Origin of the sequence: Streptomyces sp. YPW6 (assembly GCF_018866325.1) — a bacterium.
In the GTDB taxonomy this organism is placed as follows: Bacteria; Actinomycetota; Actinomycetes; order Streptomycetales; family Streptomycetaceae; genus Streptomyces.
In genome coordinates this window covers 4,684,102-4,698,644 of the sequence record NZ_CP076457.1, presented here as the reverse complement: position 1 = coordinate 4,698,644, position 14,543 = coordinate 4,684,102, and the positions used below count along the sequence as shown (strand labels likewise).

Genomic DNA, 14,543 nt, shown 5'->3' with positions numbered 1-14,543 from the left:
TCGACCCGGACGTTCGCATTCCGGACGACGATCCTCGTATGACGGAAACCACAAGCAAGTACGCCGACTTCGAGGGCTTACGCGCCCGGGCCGTGGCACTGCGCCGAGAAGGACTGAGCCGCCGCCAGATCCGCGACCGGCTCCACGTGGACAACAACGACCTCCTCAACCGCCTCCTCCGGGGCGAACCGGCCCCGGAGTGGACGAAGCGCCCCCGCGCCAAGGACGACGTACGGGCGAAGGCCCGCGAGCTGCACCTCCAGGGCATGACGTACGACCAGATCCAGGTGGAGCTGGGGTGCTCGAAGAGCTCGATCTCGCTGTGGGTGCGGGACCTGCCGAGGCCGGAGCGCACACGCACCCGCGAGCAGTCGTCCGCCATCGGGCGGCGCGGCTGGGAGGCGACCCTCCAGCGGCGCGACGCCGAGCGCCGGGCGGCGAGACAGAGAGCCGAAGAGGAGGTGGGCACCCTGAGCGACCGGGAGCTCTTCCTGTTGGGCGTCGCCCTCTACTGGGCGGAGGGCTCCAAGTCCAAGCCGTACCGCACACAGGAGCGCGTCACCTTCGTCAACAGCGACCCGGGCATGATCGAGGTCTTTCTCGCGTGGCTCCGCCTCCTCGGAGTGGCCGACGACCATCTTCGCTTCCACGTACACATCCATGAGACCGCGGATGTCACGGCAGCCGAGCAGTTCTGGGCGGCCCTGACAGGCGCCGGGCCCGAGGCGTTCGGCAAGACGTCGCTCAAGCGGCACTCCCCCAGAACCACTCGGAAGAACGTGGGCGCGGAGTACCGCGGCTGCCTCGTGGTGCGCGTCTTGAAAGGCGCTGATCTGTACCGTCGCATCGAAGGCTGCTGGTGCGGCATAGTAGGGGCTGCAGCACGAGCCGATCATCGCAATCGGACATAGGCGGCACTCCATCCCGGGTCGTCTAAAGGCAGGACAAATGGTTTTGGTCCATTGAATGAGGGTTCGATTCCTTCCCCGGGAGCCCAAGGGGGCGGGCCCCGACCACACCGGTCGGGGCCCGCCCCCGTTTCCCGCCGAAACACCCCCGGTATCCTGCGGATGACCACCACCCGAAGCCGAAGGGCACATCCGTGAGCGCAACCAGCCCGGCAGCCGTCGTCGTCCTCGCAGCGGGTGAGGGCACCCGCATGAAGTCGAAGACCCCCAAGGTCCTGCACGAGATCTCCGGGCGCTCGCTCGTCGGACATGTCGTCGCCGCCGCCCGTGAGCTGGACCCCCAGCACCTCGTCGTGGTCGTCGGGCACGCCAGCGAACAGGTCACCGCGCACCTGAACGCCGACGAGGCCCCCGTGCGCACCGCCTTCCAGGCCGAGCAGAACGGCACCGGCCACGCCGTCCGCATGGGGCTCGAGGAGCTCGGCGGGGCCGTCGACGGGACCGTGATCGTCGTGTGCGGCGACACCCCGCTGCTCTCCGGCGAGACGCTCGGCGCGCTCGCCGCCACCCACACCGCCGACGCCAACGCGGTGACCGTCCTGACCGCCGAGGTCCCGGACTCCACCGGCTACGGGCGCATCGTGCGCGACCCCGCCACCGGCGCGGTCACCGAGATCGTCGAGCACAAGGACGCCACCGACGAGCAGCGGGCGATCCGGGAGATCAACTCCGGGGTGTTCGCGTTCGACGGCCGGCTGCTGGGCGAGGCGCTGGGCAAGGTGCGCACCGACAACAGCCAGGGCGAGGAGTACCTCACCGACGTGCTGTCCATCCTCCGCGAGGCCGGGCACCGCGTCGGGGCGTCGGTGGCGGGCGATCACCGCGAGATCCTCGGCATCAACAACCGGCTCCAGCTGGCCGAGGCGCGTCGGCTGCTGAACGAGCGGCTGCTGGAGCGGGCCATGCTCGCGGGGGTGACGGTGGTGGACCCGGCGTCCACGCTGATCGACGCGACCGTGACGTACGAGCGTGATGCGGTCGTGCACCCGGGGACGCAGCTGCTGGGCTCCACGCATCTGGCCGAGGACAGCGAGGTCGGGCCCAACTCGCGGCTCAAGGACACCGTCGTGGGGGCCGGGGCCCGGGTGGACAACACCGTGACGGACTCGGCCGAGATCGGGCCCGGGGCCTCGGCCGGCCCGTACGCGTACCTGCGGCCGGGGACCCGGCTGGGGGTCAAGGCCAAGGCCGGTACGTACGTGGAGATGAAGAACGCCACGATCGGGGAGGGGACCAAGGTCCCGCACCTGAGCTACGTGGGCGACGCGACCATCGGCGACCACACCAACATCGGCGCGGCGAGCGTCTTCGTGAACTACGACGGGGTGGCCAAGCACCACACGACGATCGGCTCCCACTGCCGCACCGGTTCGGACAATATGTTTGTGGCACCGGTCACGGTCGGGGACGGGGTCTACACCGCCGCCGGATCGGTCATCACGAAGGACGTGCCGTCCGGTTCGCTGGCCGTGGCGCGGGGCCAGCAGCGGAATATCGAGGGTTGGGTGGCCCGGAAGCGTCCGGGCAGCGCCGCCGCGCAGGCCGCTCAGGCGTCGTCGCGGGAGCCCGACGGGCAAAGCTGACCGGAAACAGGTGCGCCGGTGACGGCGTACCGTGATAGATGCTCACCCCATTTCGGCTGGCTCGTTGCACATCGGGACCTATGCGTGCAGCGCCAGATACATGTCTGAGGAGACTGTGCTGTGACCGGGATCAAGACGACCGGCGAGAAGAAACTGATGCTCTTCTCCGGCCGCGCCCACCCCGAGCTGGCCGAGGAGGTCGCCCATCAGCTGGGAGTCGGTCTCGTGCCGACGAAGGCCTTCGATTTCGCCAACGGTGAGATCTATGTGCGGTTCCAGGAGTCGGCCCGCGGTGCGGACTGCTTCCTGATCCAGAGCCACACGGCCCCGATCAACAAGTGGATCATGGAGCAGCTGATCATGCTGGACGCGCTGAAGCGCGCGTCGGCCCGCTCCATCACGGTGATCGTGCCGTTCTACGGGTACGCCCGCCAGGACAAGAAGCACAAGGGCCGCGAGCCGATCTCGGCCCGTCTGGTGGCGGATCTGATGAAGACGGCGGGCGCGGACCGCATCCTCACCGTCGATCTGCACACGGACCAGATCCAGGGCTTCTTCGACGGCCCGGTGGACCACCTGTTCGCGCTGCCGATCCTGGCGGACTACGTGGGCGCGAAGGTCGACCGTTCGAAGCTGACGATCGTGTCGCCGGACGCGGGCCGGGTCCGGGTCGCCGACCGCTGGTGCGACCGGCTGGACGCGCCGCTGGCGATCGTGCACAAGCGCCGGGACAAGGACGTGCCGAACCAGGTCTCCGTCCACGAGGTCGTCGGCAACGTCGAGGGCCGGGTCTGTGTGCTGGTCGACGACATGATCGACACCGGTGGCACGATCTGCGCCGCCGCGGAGGCCCTGTTCGCGCACGGTGCGGAGGACGTCATCGTGACGGCGACGCACGGGGTGCTGTCGGGTCCGGCGGCGGACCGGCTGAAGAACTCGAAGGTGAGCGAGTTCGTGTTCACGGACACGCTGCCGACGCCGGGCGAGCTGGAGCTGGACAAGATCACGGTGCTCTCGATCGCTCCGACGATCGCGCGTGCGGTGCGTGAGGTGTTCGAGGACGGTTCGGTGACGAGCCTCTTCGAGGAGCAGGGCTGAGAGGGGCAGGGCTGACCGCCTGAGCGGTCCCTGTTGATCCACTTTGGGGTGCGGCCTCCCCGCCGGGTAGACTCAGCGAGTTGCTCGGCGAGGGAGGCCGTACCCGTGTGTACGGCGGTCCGTTATCGACGCGCTCTTCGTAGCAGGCCTGTCGTGGGCCGGGTGACCGTTCGAGTTCCGTCACCCCCGACGGCTCTCCGTACCTGACGAGGAGTGCACCATGGCCGAGATCAAGCTCGCCAGCGAGGTCCGTACCGAGTTCGGCAAGGGCGCCGCCCGCCGTATCCGTCGTGCCGACAAGGTCCCCGCGGTCGTCTACGGCCACGGCGCCGAGCCGGTCCACGTGACGCTGCCGGGCCACGAGGTTCTGCTCGCCCTGCGTACGGCCAACGTGCTCATCGGTCTGGAGATCGAGGGCAAGGACGCGCTGGTCATCCCGAAGTCCGTGCAGCGTCACCCGCTCAAGGGCACCATCGAGCACGTCGACCTGCTCACCGTGAAGCGCGGCGAGAAGGTCCAGGTCGAGATCGCGGTGCACGCCGAGGGCGACCTGGCGCCGGGCGCCAACCTGCTGGAGTACGTCCAGTCGACCCTGCTGGTCGAGGCCGAGGCCACCCACATCCCCGAGTCCGTCACGGTGTCCGTCGCGGGCCTGGACGCTGGTGACTCGATCGTCGCCAAGGACATCGCGCTGCCCAAGGGCTCCACGCTGGCCGGCGACGAGGACGCGATCGTGCTCCAGGTCGTCGCCGCGCAGGCCGAGGAGTCCTCCGACGAGGCCGCCGAGGACGAGGGTGCCGAGGCCTGAGCCTCTCCCCTCCCTGTTCCACCTGCTTGACTGACGGGGTGGTGGTTCCCTTCCCCGGGAGCCGCCGCCCCGTTCGCCTGCCATCCCCCGGTGCGAGATGTACGAGTACGAGGAGACCGAGCGCTGATGTCCGACGCCACCGACCCCTGGCTCATCGTGGGCCTGGGCAATCCGGGTCCCGACTACGCGGCGAACCGGCACAACGTCGGCTTCATGGTCGCCGATCTGCTGGCGGCACGGATCGGCGGGAAGTTCAAGCGGGCGCAGAAGGCGCAGGCGCAGGTCGTGGAGGGGCGGATCGGTCCGCCGGGTCCGGCGAGCCGGCGGGTGGTGCTGGTGAAGCCGATGTCGTACATGAACCTGTCGGGCGGTCCGGTGACGGCGCTGCGGGACTTCTACAAGGTGCCGACGGACCATGTGGTCGCGGTCCATGACGAGCTGGACGTCGATTACGGGGCGCTGCGGCTGAAGCTGGGCGGCGGGGACAACGGGCACAACGGGCTGAAGTCGATGACGAAGGCGATGGGTCCGGACTATCACCGGGTGCGGTTCGGGATCGGGCGGCCGCCGGGGCGGATGCAGGTCGCGGACTTCGTGCTGAAGGACTTCTCGTCCACGGAGCGCAAGGAGCTGGCGTTCCTGGTGGACCGGTCGGCGGACGCGGTGGAGTGTCTGCTGGCGGAGGGTCTTGAGCGGGCGCAGAGCGCGTACAACTCCTGACATTCCCGTCCCTGGTGGGGCGTTTTCCGGCCATGGGTTGACCGCGGGTGCGGGTCTGGCCAAGGATCTGCCCCCATGAAGCGGAGCTCTTCCCACCGGGCGGCGGCAGCGGGGCGGCGACTGGTCATGGGACTGGTCGTCCTGGTGCTGCTGGTCGCGGGTGCGTGGGCGTCGTGGGAGACCGCGCACCACATCGTTCTGGCCAAGGGCCGTGATCACGGGACCGTGACGGTGACGGGGTGCGGCGAGGAGAGGTGCACCGGGGCGTTCACGCCGGACCCGGTGTCGGGGGAGCGGCCGCGGGTGACCGTGGACCGGTCCGTCGCGGCGCGTGAGGGGGATCGTTTCCCCGTGGTGGTGAAGCCCGGTTCCGATGCGGTGGTCCGCACGGGGTTGCCGGGCTTTCTGCATGCCTGGGTGCCGCTCGCCGGGGCGCTGGTGCTGGCGGCGTTCGTGATCGGCGGCGGGCTGCGGATGGCGCGTACCGCCTGGGGGTTCGGAGCAGCGGGGGCGGTCCTGCTGGTGGCGACGTTCGTCGCGCTGTAGCGGGACCGCCCCGTTGCGGCGTGCAGACCGTGTGTACGGCCGGCCGCGTGTACGGCCGGCCGGGTGTTGCGCGGGCCGGTCAGCCGGTGTTGCGCAGGCCCGCGGCGACGCCGTTGACGGTGAGCAGCAGGGCGCGGGAGAGCAGCGGGTCGGGCTCCTCGCCGCGCGTCGCGGCCTGGCGCTGGCGGGCGAGCAGGGAGACCTGGAGGTAGGAGATCGGGTCCAGGTAGGCGTCGCGGATGGAGAAGGTCTGCTGGAGCACCGGGTTGGTGTCGAGCAGCTTCTCGCCGCCGGTGATCCGCAGGACTTCCTGCACGGTGAGGGCGTGTTCGGCCTCGATGACGTCGAAGACGTGCTTCAGCTCGTCGGGGACGAGCGTGTCGACGTAGTGGCGGGCGATGCGCAGGTCGGTCTTGGCGAGGGTCATCTCGACGTTGGAGATGAAGTTGCGGAAGAAGTGCCAGTGCTCGCGCATCTCGTCGAGGACGGTGCCGAGTCCGGCTTCGCGCAGGGCCTTGAGGCCGGAGCCGACACCGAACCAGCCGGGCACGATCTGCCGCGACTGGGTCCAGCCGAAGACCCACGGGATGGCCCGCAGGCCGTCGAGTGAGACGCCGGAGCCGGGGCGGCGGGCGGGCCGCGAGCCCAGGTGCAGGTCGGCGAGCTGGTCCACCGGGGTGGAGGCGAGGAAGTACGCGGGCAGGTCGGGGTCCTCGACGAGCTTGCGGTAGGCGCTGTGGGCCGCGTCGGAGGCGGTGTCCATGGCGGCGTCCCAGCGGGCGAGGGCCTCGTCGGACTGGCGGGGCGCGGTGTGCAGGGCGGAGGCCTGGAGGGTGGCCGCGACGGTCAGTTCCAGGTTCTCGCGGGCGAGGGCGGGGATGAGGTACTTGTCGGAGATGACCTCGCCCTGCTCGGTCACCTTGATCTCGCCCTCCAGGGTGCCCCACGGCTGGGCGAGGATCGCGTCGTGGGAGGGGCCGCCGCCGCGGCCGACGGTGCCGCCGCGGCCGTGGAAGAGGCGCAGGCGTACGCCGTAGCGGTGGGCGACGTCGCGCAGTCGGCGCTGGGCGCGGTGGATCTCCCACTGGGAGGTGGTGATGCCGCCGAACTTGGAGGAGTCGCTGTAGCCGAGCATGACCTCCTGGACGTCGCCGCGCAGGGAGACGAGGCGCCGGTAGGAGGGGTCGGCGAGCATCTCGTCGAGGATGGTGTCGGCGGCCTTGAGCTCGTCGGTGGTCTCCAGGAGCGGGACGATGCCGATCTTGGCCCAGCCGGCGTGCAGGTCGATGAGTCCGGCCTCGCGGGCGAGGACGGCGGCGGCGAAGACGTCGTCGGCGCCCTGGCACATGGAGATGATGTAGGACTCGATGACTTCGGGGCCGAAGCGTTCGAAGGCCTGCTTGATGGTGTGGAAGACGCCGAGGGTCTTCTCGCCGGCCGCGTCGAGCGGGGCGGGGGTGGGGGCCAGTGGCCGGCGCGAGCGCAGTTCCTTGGCCAGCAGCTTCTGGCGGTAGTCGCGCGGCATGTCGGCGTAGCGCCAGGATTCCTCGCCGAGCCGGTCGAAGAGCTGGCCGAGGGTGTGGTGGTGGGCCTCGGCGTGTTCGCGCACGTCCATGGTGGCGAGCTGGAGGCCGAAGGCGGCGAGGGTGCGGATGGTGCGGTCCATCCGGCCGTCGGCGAAGAGGCCGCCGCGGTGCTCGCGCAGCGAGGTCTGGATGAGCTCCAGGTCGGCGATGAGTTCGGCGGTGCCGAGGTAGTCGCAGCCGGGGCGATGGGGGGTGCCCTCGGCGAGGCGCTCGCGGGTGTTGACGAGCTTCTGCCGGATGCAGGTGGCCTTGAGGCGGTAGGGCTCCTCGGCGTTCAGCCGCTTGTAGCGGGGGCTGATGCCGGGGAGCTTGTCCAGGTCGGCCTGGAGGGAGGCGAGGAGTTCCTCGGTGGCTCCGGCGTAGCGGATGGAGTTGGAGAGGAGGCCGCGGAGGTAGTCGATCATCTCCAGGGCGTCGGTGATGCCGTGCTCGTGCTGGAGGATCAGGACGTCCCAGGTGACGGCGGGCGTCACGTTGGGGTTGCCGTCGCGGTCGCCGCCGATCCAGGTGCCGAAGGTGAGGGGGCGGGTCCCGGCGGGGAGTTCGACGCCGACGCGGTCCAGCTCGGCGGCGAGGTCCTCCAGGACGTCGCCGACGGCGCCGGCGTGCAGTTCGTCGAGGTAGTAGATCGCGTTGCGGGCCTCGTCGGCGGGCTCCGGGCGGACGACGCGGAGTTCGTCGGTCTGCCAGATGAGGTCGATGTTCTCGGCGAGGCGGAGGTCGAGGCGGCGGCGGTCGGCCTCGATGACCGGGGTCTCCAGGAGTTCGGCGATGCGGCGCAGCTTGTTGAGGACGGAGCGCCGGGCGGCCTCGGTGGGGTGGGCGGTGAAGACGGGCCGGACGTTGAGGTTCTTGACCGTCTCGCGCAGGTGCTCGGGGTCGGCGTCCTTGAGGCGGTCGGCCGTGCGGGCCAGGAGGCCGCCCTCGGCCGAGCGGCGGTCGCGCATCTCGTGGGCGCGGTGGACCTGCTCGGTGACGTTGGCGAGGTGGAAGTAGGTGGAGAAGGCGCGCACGAGCTGTGCGGCGGTCTCCAGTTCCGTGTCGCCGAGGAGCTCGGCGGCGGCTTCGCCGTCGGTGCGGGTCAGGGCGCGTACGCGTTCGACGAGGTCGAGGAGTTCCTGGCCCTCCTGGCGTACGAGGGTCTCGCCGAGGAGGTCGCCGAGGCGGCGGATGTCGGCGCGCAGCGCGGGGCTGGCGGCAGGGTTCTGGTCGGCACTGCTCACAGTGTGCGGCTCCTTGCAGTGAATGAGGAGGTGCGTTCGCTTCGCCGTCCCCGCGGGGTGGTGGCGGGAGCGGGTGGCGGGGTCCGGGGCCCTGCGGCTGGCAGCGGTGCTGTCGCCACGCCCCGACGAGCGGGTGCGGACCGCGCTGTCCGACCCTCCCAGGATAGGTGTCCTGGCAGGCGGCGTGTCCGTCGACCCGAGGGGGCGCGGCCGCCGCCCGGGACACCCGGGCGGTTACCCCCTACCCCGGGGGCGGGCGGGCTACCGCGTGGGATGGGCTGGAGCGGCCTCTCGTGTTGTGGGGCCCGTCACTGCCATACTTACCAAGCCGTAGGTTACGGGACCGTAGCCACGGCGGTCCGAGCCTTCTCCCTCACCCTCAGAGGTATCCCCCCATGCCGAGCACTCCTCCTGTGATCGACGAGACCGAGCCGCCGAGGGCAGCGGCGGCGCCGCTGCCCTCGGCCACGCTGGGCGGCGACAGCAAGCGGTCGATCGAGCAGTTCGCGCTGCTGGCGTTCATCGTGGTGCCGTTCGTGGCGCTGGTCGCGGCGGTGCCGCTGGTGTGGGGATGGGGGGTGAGCTGGCTCGACCTCGGTCTGCTGGTGGCGATGTACTTCATCGGCTGCCACGGGATCACGATCGGTTTCCACCGGTACTTCACGCACGGCTCGTTCAAGGCGAAGCGGCCGTTGCGGATCGCGCTGGCCGTGATGGGCTCGCTGGCGGTGGAGGGGCCGCTCGTGCGGTGGGTGGCCGATCACCGCAAGCACCACCGGTTCTCGGACGCGGAGGGCGACCCGCATTCGCCGTGGCGGTTCGGGGAGAGCCTGCCGGCCCTGATGAAGGGGCTGTGGTGGGCGCACATCGCCTGGATGTTCGACGAGGAGCAGACGCCGCAGCAGAAGTACGCCCCCGATCTGGTGAAGGACCCGGCGATCCGGGCGGTGTCGCGCCACTTCATGACCTTCACGATCGTCTCGCTGGCGATTCCGCCGCTGGTGGGCGGCCTGGTGACGCTGTCGTGGTGGGGTGCGGCGACGGCGTTCTTCTGGGGGTCGCTGGTCCGGGTCGCGCTGCTGCACCACGTGACCTGGTCGATCAACTCGATCTGCCACGCGGTGGGCAAGCGGCCGTTCAAGTCGCGTGACCGGTCGGGGAACGTGTGGTGGCTGGCGGTGCTCTCGTGCGGCGAGTCCTGGCACAACCTGCACCACGCGGACCCGACGAGCGCCCGGCACGGGGTGATGCGGGGGCAGATCGACTCCAGCGCCCGGCTGATCCGCTGGTTCGAGAAGCTGGGGTGGGCCCATGACGTGCGGTGGCCGGATGCCGCGCGTATCGCCGCCCGGCGCACGTCCACCCCCGTTGACGCGGCATGATTGACGACGTGGCGACCGACCCCAGCACGAGCAGCGACAAGAGCAGGACTTCCCCCTCCCGCCGGGCCCGGCGGGTCCGGATGACGGGGAAGGAGCGCCGCGAGCAGCTGCTGGACATCGGGCGCACCCTCTTCGCCGACAAGGGCTTCGAGGGCACGTCGGTGGAGGAGATCGCGGCGCGCGCCGGGGTGTCCAAGCCGGTGGTGTACGAGCACTTCGGCGGCAAGGAGGGCCTGTACGCGGTGGTGGTCGACCGCGAGATGCGCCGGCTGCTGGACATGGTGACGGGGGCGCTCACGGCGGGCCATCCGCGGGAGCTGCTGGAGCAGGCGGCGTTCGCGCTGCTGGACTACATCGAGTCGTTCACGGACGGTTTCCGGATCCTGGTGCGGGATTCGCCGGTGGCGCAGTCGACGGGCACGTTCGCGTCGCTGATCAGCGATATCGCCACGCAGGTGGAGGACATCCTGGGCCTGGAGTTCAAGGCGCGCGGCTTCGACCCGAAGCTGGCCCCGCTGTACGCGCAGGCGCTGGTGGGGATGGTGGCGCTGACGGGCCAGTGGTGGCTGGACGTGCGCAAGCCGAAGAAGGCGGAGGTGGCCGCCCACCTGGTGAACCTGTGCTGGCACGGGCTGGAGAACCTGGAGTCGAAGCCGCGGCTGATAGGTCACCGGAAGAGCTGATGCGCGGCTGATCGCGTAAGCCTTCCGCACGTCGTCACCCGTTGTGATGACGCGTGCGGTTTTCCCGCCGTAGGGTGGTCGGGAGGGCAGAGGATTCGTCCATGGGAGGAACCATGACCGCCGAGCCGACCACCGCGCACAGCTCCCGCTGGCCGGTGCCCCCGCAGGACGGATACACCGTGGACGATCTGTTCACGCTGCCCGATCTCCCGCCGCACACCGAGCTGATCGACGGGAGCCTGGTTTTCGTGAGTCCGCAGCGACGCTTTCACCAAAAGACGATCGACCTGTTGGTGAATGGCCTGCGCAGTACCGCTCCGGCGGATCTGAAGGTGGAACGAGAGATGACGGTCGTTCTGGATCAGCGCAACGGTCCGGAACCCGATGTGTCCATCGTCAAGGCCTCAGCCACAACAGGCCTGGAGCAAACGCATTTCGCAGCCGCCGACGTCCTCCTCGCCGTCGAGGTCGTCTCCCCCGACTCCGAGGCCCGCGACCGTGAGGCCAAGCCGCACAAGTACGCGACCGCCGGCATCCCGCACTTCTGGCTGGTCGAGATGACCGGCACCGACCAGCACCCCGTCGTGCGGGTCTACGAGCTGGACCCGGTGACGAAGGCGTACGCGCTGACGGGGATCCATCACGACCGGCTGAAGACGGGCGTGCCGTTCCCGGTGGACGTCGACATCTCGGCGGAGGCGCTGGCAGCGCTGTAGGGCGGCTCGGTCACGCGTCCGGCTCCAGGAACTCCAGGCGGTTGCCGACCGGGTCGTGGGCGTAGAAGCGGCGGTGGCCGGGGAGGTTTCCGTCCCAGGTGACGCCCACGCCGTGGGACTCCAGGCGGGCCGCGTACGCCTCGATGCCGGTGACGCGCAGGCCCGGGTGAGCCTTCTTCGCGGGGCGGAAGTCCTCCTCGACGCCCAGGTGGAGCTGGACCGGTCCGGCGGCGAACCAGCAGCCGCCGCGGGCGGCGAGCACCGGGGGCTTGGGGATCTCGGTCATGCCGAGCGCGTCGGCGTAGAAGGTGCGCAGGGCGTCCTCGGAGCCGGGCGGGGCAGCGAGCTGGACGTGGTCGACGGCGGCGAGGCCAGAGGCGGGGGCGGTCATCACTTCTCCTTGCGGGCTACGGCGAAGATGCGGCGGAACGGGAAGACCGTGCCGTACGGGCCGGGCGGGTAGGCCTCGCGGAGCAGGTCGCGGTAGGCGGCGAGGAACGCCTCACGGGCGGCCGGGTCGTCGGCCAGCGCGGTGAGGACGGGGCGCAGGGCGGTGCCCTTGACCCAGTCGAACACCGCGTCGTCGCCGTGCAGGGTCTGGAGGTAGGTGGTCTCCCAGACGTCGGCCGTGCAGCCGAGGCCGCGCAGGCGGGTGAGGTAGTCGACGGGGTCCAGGACCGAGGCGGTGCGGTCGCCCACGCCGTGGAGCAGAGGGCGCCAGCGGTCGGACTCGCGGAGGCCGGCCAGGAGCGTGTGGCTGGGGGCGGTGAAGTTGCCGGGGACCTGGAAGGCGAGGGTGCCGCCGGGGGCGAGGGCGTCGAGCCAGCGGGGGAAGAGGTCGGCGTGGCCGGGGATCCACTGGAGTGCGGAGGTGGAGACGATCAGGCCGTACGTCTCGGTGGGCTCCCAGGCCGCGGCGTCGGCCTCGGCGAAGTCGAGCAGGGGCGGCCGGGCGTGGGCGGCGGCCTCGGCGAGCATCGCGCGCGAGGTGTCGTAGCCGGTGATCCGGGCTTCGGGCCAGCGGTCGGCGAGGAGCGCGGTGACGTTGCCCGCTCCGCAGCCGAGGTCGGCGACACGGGGTGCGGGGCGGCCGGGAAGAGCGTCGCCGATGCGGGCCAGGAGGTCGTGGAAGGGGCGGGTCCGGTGGTCCGCGTGACGCAGGTACTGCCGCGGATCCCAGGAGGGCCGGTCGGGTGCGGTCATGGGAACAGGATCACGCCAGATATCTCTTGATGTCAAGACACTTCAATTCAAGAGACTTCACATCGAGGGACCCTCTACACTGATCGACATGGAGGACGAGGTCGACCGACTGGTCGCTGCATGGCGCCGCGAGCGCCCCGACCTCGACGTGGAACCACTCGAGGTGCTCAGTCGCGTCTCCCGCCTGGCGCGCCACCTCGACCGGGCCCGCCGCATAGCCTTCTCCGAGCACGACCTGGAGCCGTGGGAGTTCGACGTGCTCACGTCGCTGCGCCGGGCCGGAGCGCCGTACCAGCTCTCCCCCGGGCAGCTCCTCACCCAGACCCTGGTCACCTCGGGCACGATGACCAACCGTATCGACCGGCTCACCAAGAAGAACCTCGTCGAGCGGCTCCCCGACCCGAACGACCGGCGCGGCGTCCTCGTCCGCCTCACGGCCGAGGGGCGCGACAAGGCCGACCAGTCGCTGGCCGGGCTGCTCGCCCAGGAGCGGGCCATCCTGGGCGAGCTGTCCCGCGCCCAGCGCGGCGAACTGGCCGGACTACTGCGCCAGTTGACCGCCCCGTTCGACAACATCCCGACCTGACGGGCCCGCCTCCGCGTCGACCGGCCCGACCCCCGCCCGGCGGGCCAGGGCCACGGCGGCCAGCGTCGAGTGCACCCCCAGCTTGCCCAGCACGTTCTGCATATGGGTACGCACCGTGTGCGGGGACAGGAACAGCCGCTCCGCGACCGCTTTCCGCCCCAGGCCCGCCACCATGCAGCGCAGCACCTCGCGCTCCCGGGGCGTCAGCGACTCCACCAGCCGCTCGCTCTCGCTGCGGTGCTTGCGGGCGGCGGTCAGCTCCCGCAGCACGCCGGTGAGCAGGGCGGGCGGCAGGTGCGTCTCGTCGCGCAGCACGCCCCGGATCACCGACAGCAGCCGTTGCAGCGAGCAGTCCTTGGCCACCCAGCCCGAGGCCCCCGCCTGGAGCGCCCGGGCGGCGGCACGCGGGTCGTCCTTCTCGGCGAGCACCACCGACCGCACGGCGGGCCGGGCCGTGCGGACCCCGGCGACCAGCGCGATGCCGTCGACGGCGGCCGCCTCCTCCTGCCGGGGCGCGGGGAGGGCCGACGGCTCAGCGTTCGCCAGGGCGCCCAGCTCGGCGTCGACCAGGAGCACGTCGTAACCACGCCCCTCGGCGGCCGCGCGCTCCAGGGCGCGCAGCGCGGCCGGGCCGCTGCCCGCCGCGGAGACGTCGACGTCCGGTTCGGCCGCGAGGGCGGCCGCGAGCGACTCGGCGAAGATGCGGTGGTCGTCCACCACGAGAACCCGGATACGCGTCACAGAACCCCCATCGGTGGGGGCGGATAGCTGCGGGTACGGCGTCCGGGGCCGCACTGCGGCCTGCCGCGCCGACGACCGCCGTCGTCGAACCGCCTGCCGCCCTGCCCCGGACGCCGTACCCGGCTTTCTCGCTCCCCTGAATCGACACCGGCCCCCACCGGTGCTGAGCATCAGCGTACGGGCGGGGGCAACGGAGGGAGGGCGATTCGGTGAACTGGTCGGCTCCGGTGGGTTTTAGGGTGTGCTGCATGTTCCGTCTTGAGACAGAAGTAGACAAAGAACGTCGCATTCTGCTGAGCGGGCGTCTGCACGAGGACAACGTCGCCGGGTCGGCCGGCCTGCGTGCGCTGCTCTCCACCTCCGGCGAGCACGAAGTACCGCTGGAAGTGTGGGCGTTGGACGAGCACGGGGACCTGGCCGGCGGGCTGACCGGGCGGACCTGGGCGTACTGGCTGCATGTCGACCTGCTCTGGGTCGACGCCCCGCACCGGGGCCTGGGCCTCGGTGCGGGGCTGCTCGCCGAGGCCGAGCGGACCGCCCGCACCGAGCGCGCCTGCACCCGCTCGCGGCTGGAGACCTGGGACTTCCAGGCCCCCGGCTTCTACCGCGGGCAGGGGTACGAGGAGATCGGCCGGGTCGCCGACTACCCGCCCGGGGTCACCGAGTTCATCCTGGTCAAGGAGTTGTGACCCCGGACCCC

The 14,543-nt window shown here is 70.8% G+C and carries 15 protein-coding genes and 1 tRNA gene; 12 read left to right on the top strand and 4 right to left on the bottom strand.

All coding sequences use genetic code 11. The features are described from left to right. The first annotated feature begins 38 nt into the window (after positions 1-38). From KME66_RS20895 to KME66_RS20865, 7 genes are all read left to right on the top strand, one after another. Complete coding sequence (locus KME66_RS20895) at positions 39-911, top strand: hypothetical protein (RefSeq protein WP_216324741.1); 873 nt, start codon at positions 39-41, stop codon at positions 909-911. Positions 912-922: 11 nt separating this feature from the next. Further along, positions 923-993, top strand: a tRNA-Gln gene (locus tag KME66_RS20890). Between the two features lie 109 nt (positions 994-1,102). Next, positions 1,103-2,551, top strand: coding sequence for a bifunctional UDP-N-acetylglucosamine diphosphorylase/glucosamine-1-phosphate N-acetyltransferase GlmU (gene glmU / locus KME66_RS20885; protein ID WP_216324737.1), 1,449 nt, complete (start codon positions 1,103-1,105; stop codon positions 2,549-2,551). 120 nt (positions 2,552-2,671) lie between these two features. Beyond that, a complete protein-coding gene (locus tag KME66_RS20880; RefSeq protein WP_032767236.1) occupies positions 2,672-3,649 on the top strand; it encodes a ribose-phosphate diphosphokinase in 978 nt (325 codons plus the stop codon). Between the two features lie 220 nt (positions 3,650-3,869). Next, on the top strand, positions 3,870-4,457 hold the full coding sequence (locus KME66_RS20875; RefSeq protein ID WP_073225362.1) for a 50S ribosomal protein L25/general stress protein Ctc: 588 nt from the start codon (positions 3,870-3,872) through the stop codon (positions 4,455-4,457). A gap of 126 nt (positions 4,458-4,583) precedes the next feature. Next, complete coding sequence (gene pth / locus KME66_RS20870) at positions 4,584-5,177, top strand: aminoacyl-tRNA hydrolase (protein WP_073225360.1); 594 nt, start codon at positions 4,584-4,586, stop codon at positions 5,175-5,177. 75 nt (positions 5,178-5,252) lie between these two features. Next, positions 5,253-5,723: a hypothetical protein gene (locus KME66_RS20865; protein WP_216324735.1), complete on the top strand. Its 471-nt coding sequence runs from the start codon at positions 5,253-5,255 to the stop codon at positions 5,721-5,723. Between the two features lie 79 nt (positions 5,724-5,802). On the opposite strand, the gene ppc is transcribed toward KME66_RS20865, so the two are convergent. Then, a complete protein-coding gene (gene ppc, locus KME66_RS20860) occupies positions 5,803-8,532 on the bottom strand; it encodes a phosphoenolpyruvate carboxylase (protein WP_216324731.1) in 2,730 nt (909 codons plus the stop codon). Positions 8,533-8,927: 395 nt separating this feature from the next. Here ppc and KME66_RS20855 point away from each other — a divergent pair, with 395 nt between their 5' ends. The 3 genes from KME66_RS20855 to KME66_RS20845 all read left to right on the top strand — a co-directional run bounded on the left by KME66_RS20855 (position 8,928) and on the right by KME66_RS20845 (position 11,313). Beyond that, positions 8,928-9,914 (top strand): fatty acid desaturase, encoded by a 987-nt coding sequence (locus tag KME66_RS20855; protein WP_216324728.1) that lies wholly within the window; start codon positions 8,928-8,930, stop codon positions 9,912-9,914. After that, complete coding sequence (locus tag KME66_RS20850; protein WP_073225350.1) at positions 9,911-10,597, top strand: TetR/AcrR family transcriptional regulator; 687 nt, start codon at positions 9,911-9,913, stop codon at positions 10,595-10,597. Before KME66_RS20855 ends, KME66_RS20850 begins: the two co-directional genes overlap by 4 nt. A gap of 113 nt (positions 10,598-10,710) precedes the next feature. After that, positions 10,711-11,313, top strand: a complete 603-nt coding sequence (locus tag KME66_RS20845) for a Uma2 family endonuclease (RefSeq protein WP_216324725.1) — start codon at positions 10,711-10,713, stop codon at positions 11,311-11,313. A 10-nt stretch (positions 11,314-11,323) separates the two neighbouring features. Here the strand turns inward: KME66_RS20845 and KME66_RS20840 are convergent, their stop codons facing one another. Both KME66_RS20840 and KME66_RS20835 read right to left on the bottom strand, forming a co-directional pair. Next, positions 11,324-11,704: a VOC family protein gene (locus tag KME66_RS20840; protein WP_073225348.1), complete on the bottom strand. Its 381-nt coding sequence runs from the start codon at positions 11,702-11,704 to the stop codon at positions 11,324-11,326. Next, positions 11,704-12,516, bottom strand: a complete 813-nt coding sequence (locus KME66_RS20835) for a trans-aconitate 2-methyltransferase (protein ID WP_216324708.1) — start codon at positions 12,514-12,516, stop codon at positions 11,704-11,706. The genes KME66_RS20840 and KME66_RS20835 overlap by 1 nt, the downstream gene beginning before the upstream one ends. 88 nt (positions 12,517-12,604) lie before the next feature. On the opposite strand from KME66_RS20835, the gene KME66_RS20830 reads away from it, so the two are divergent. Further along, complete coding sequence (locus KME66_RS20830) at positions 12,605-13,102, top strand: MarR family winged helix-turn-helix transcriptional regulator (protein ID WP_073225344.1); 498 nt, start codon at positions 12,605-12,607, stop codon at positions 13,100-13,102. Here KME66_RS20830 and KME66_RS20825 read toward each other — a convergent pair. Beyond that, positions 13,058-13,843, bottom strand: a complete 786-nt coding sequence (locus KME66_RS20825; protein ID WP_073225342.1) for a response regulator transcription factor — start codon at positions 13,841-13,843, stop codon at positions 13,058-13,060. The two genes, KME66_RS20830 and KME66_RS20825, sit on opposite strands and share 45 nt — an antisense overlap. A 248-nt stretch (positions 13,844-14,091) precedes the next feature. Between KME66_RS20825 and KME66_RS20820 the strand changes: the two genes are divergently transcribed. After that, complete coding sequence (locus KME66_RS20820; protein ID WP_073225340.1) at positions 14,092-14,532, top strand: GNAT family N-acetyltransferase; 441 nt, start codon at positions 14,092-14,094, stop codon at positions 14,530-14,532. Positions 14,533-14,543: the final 11 nt, after the last annotated feature.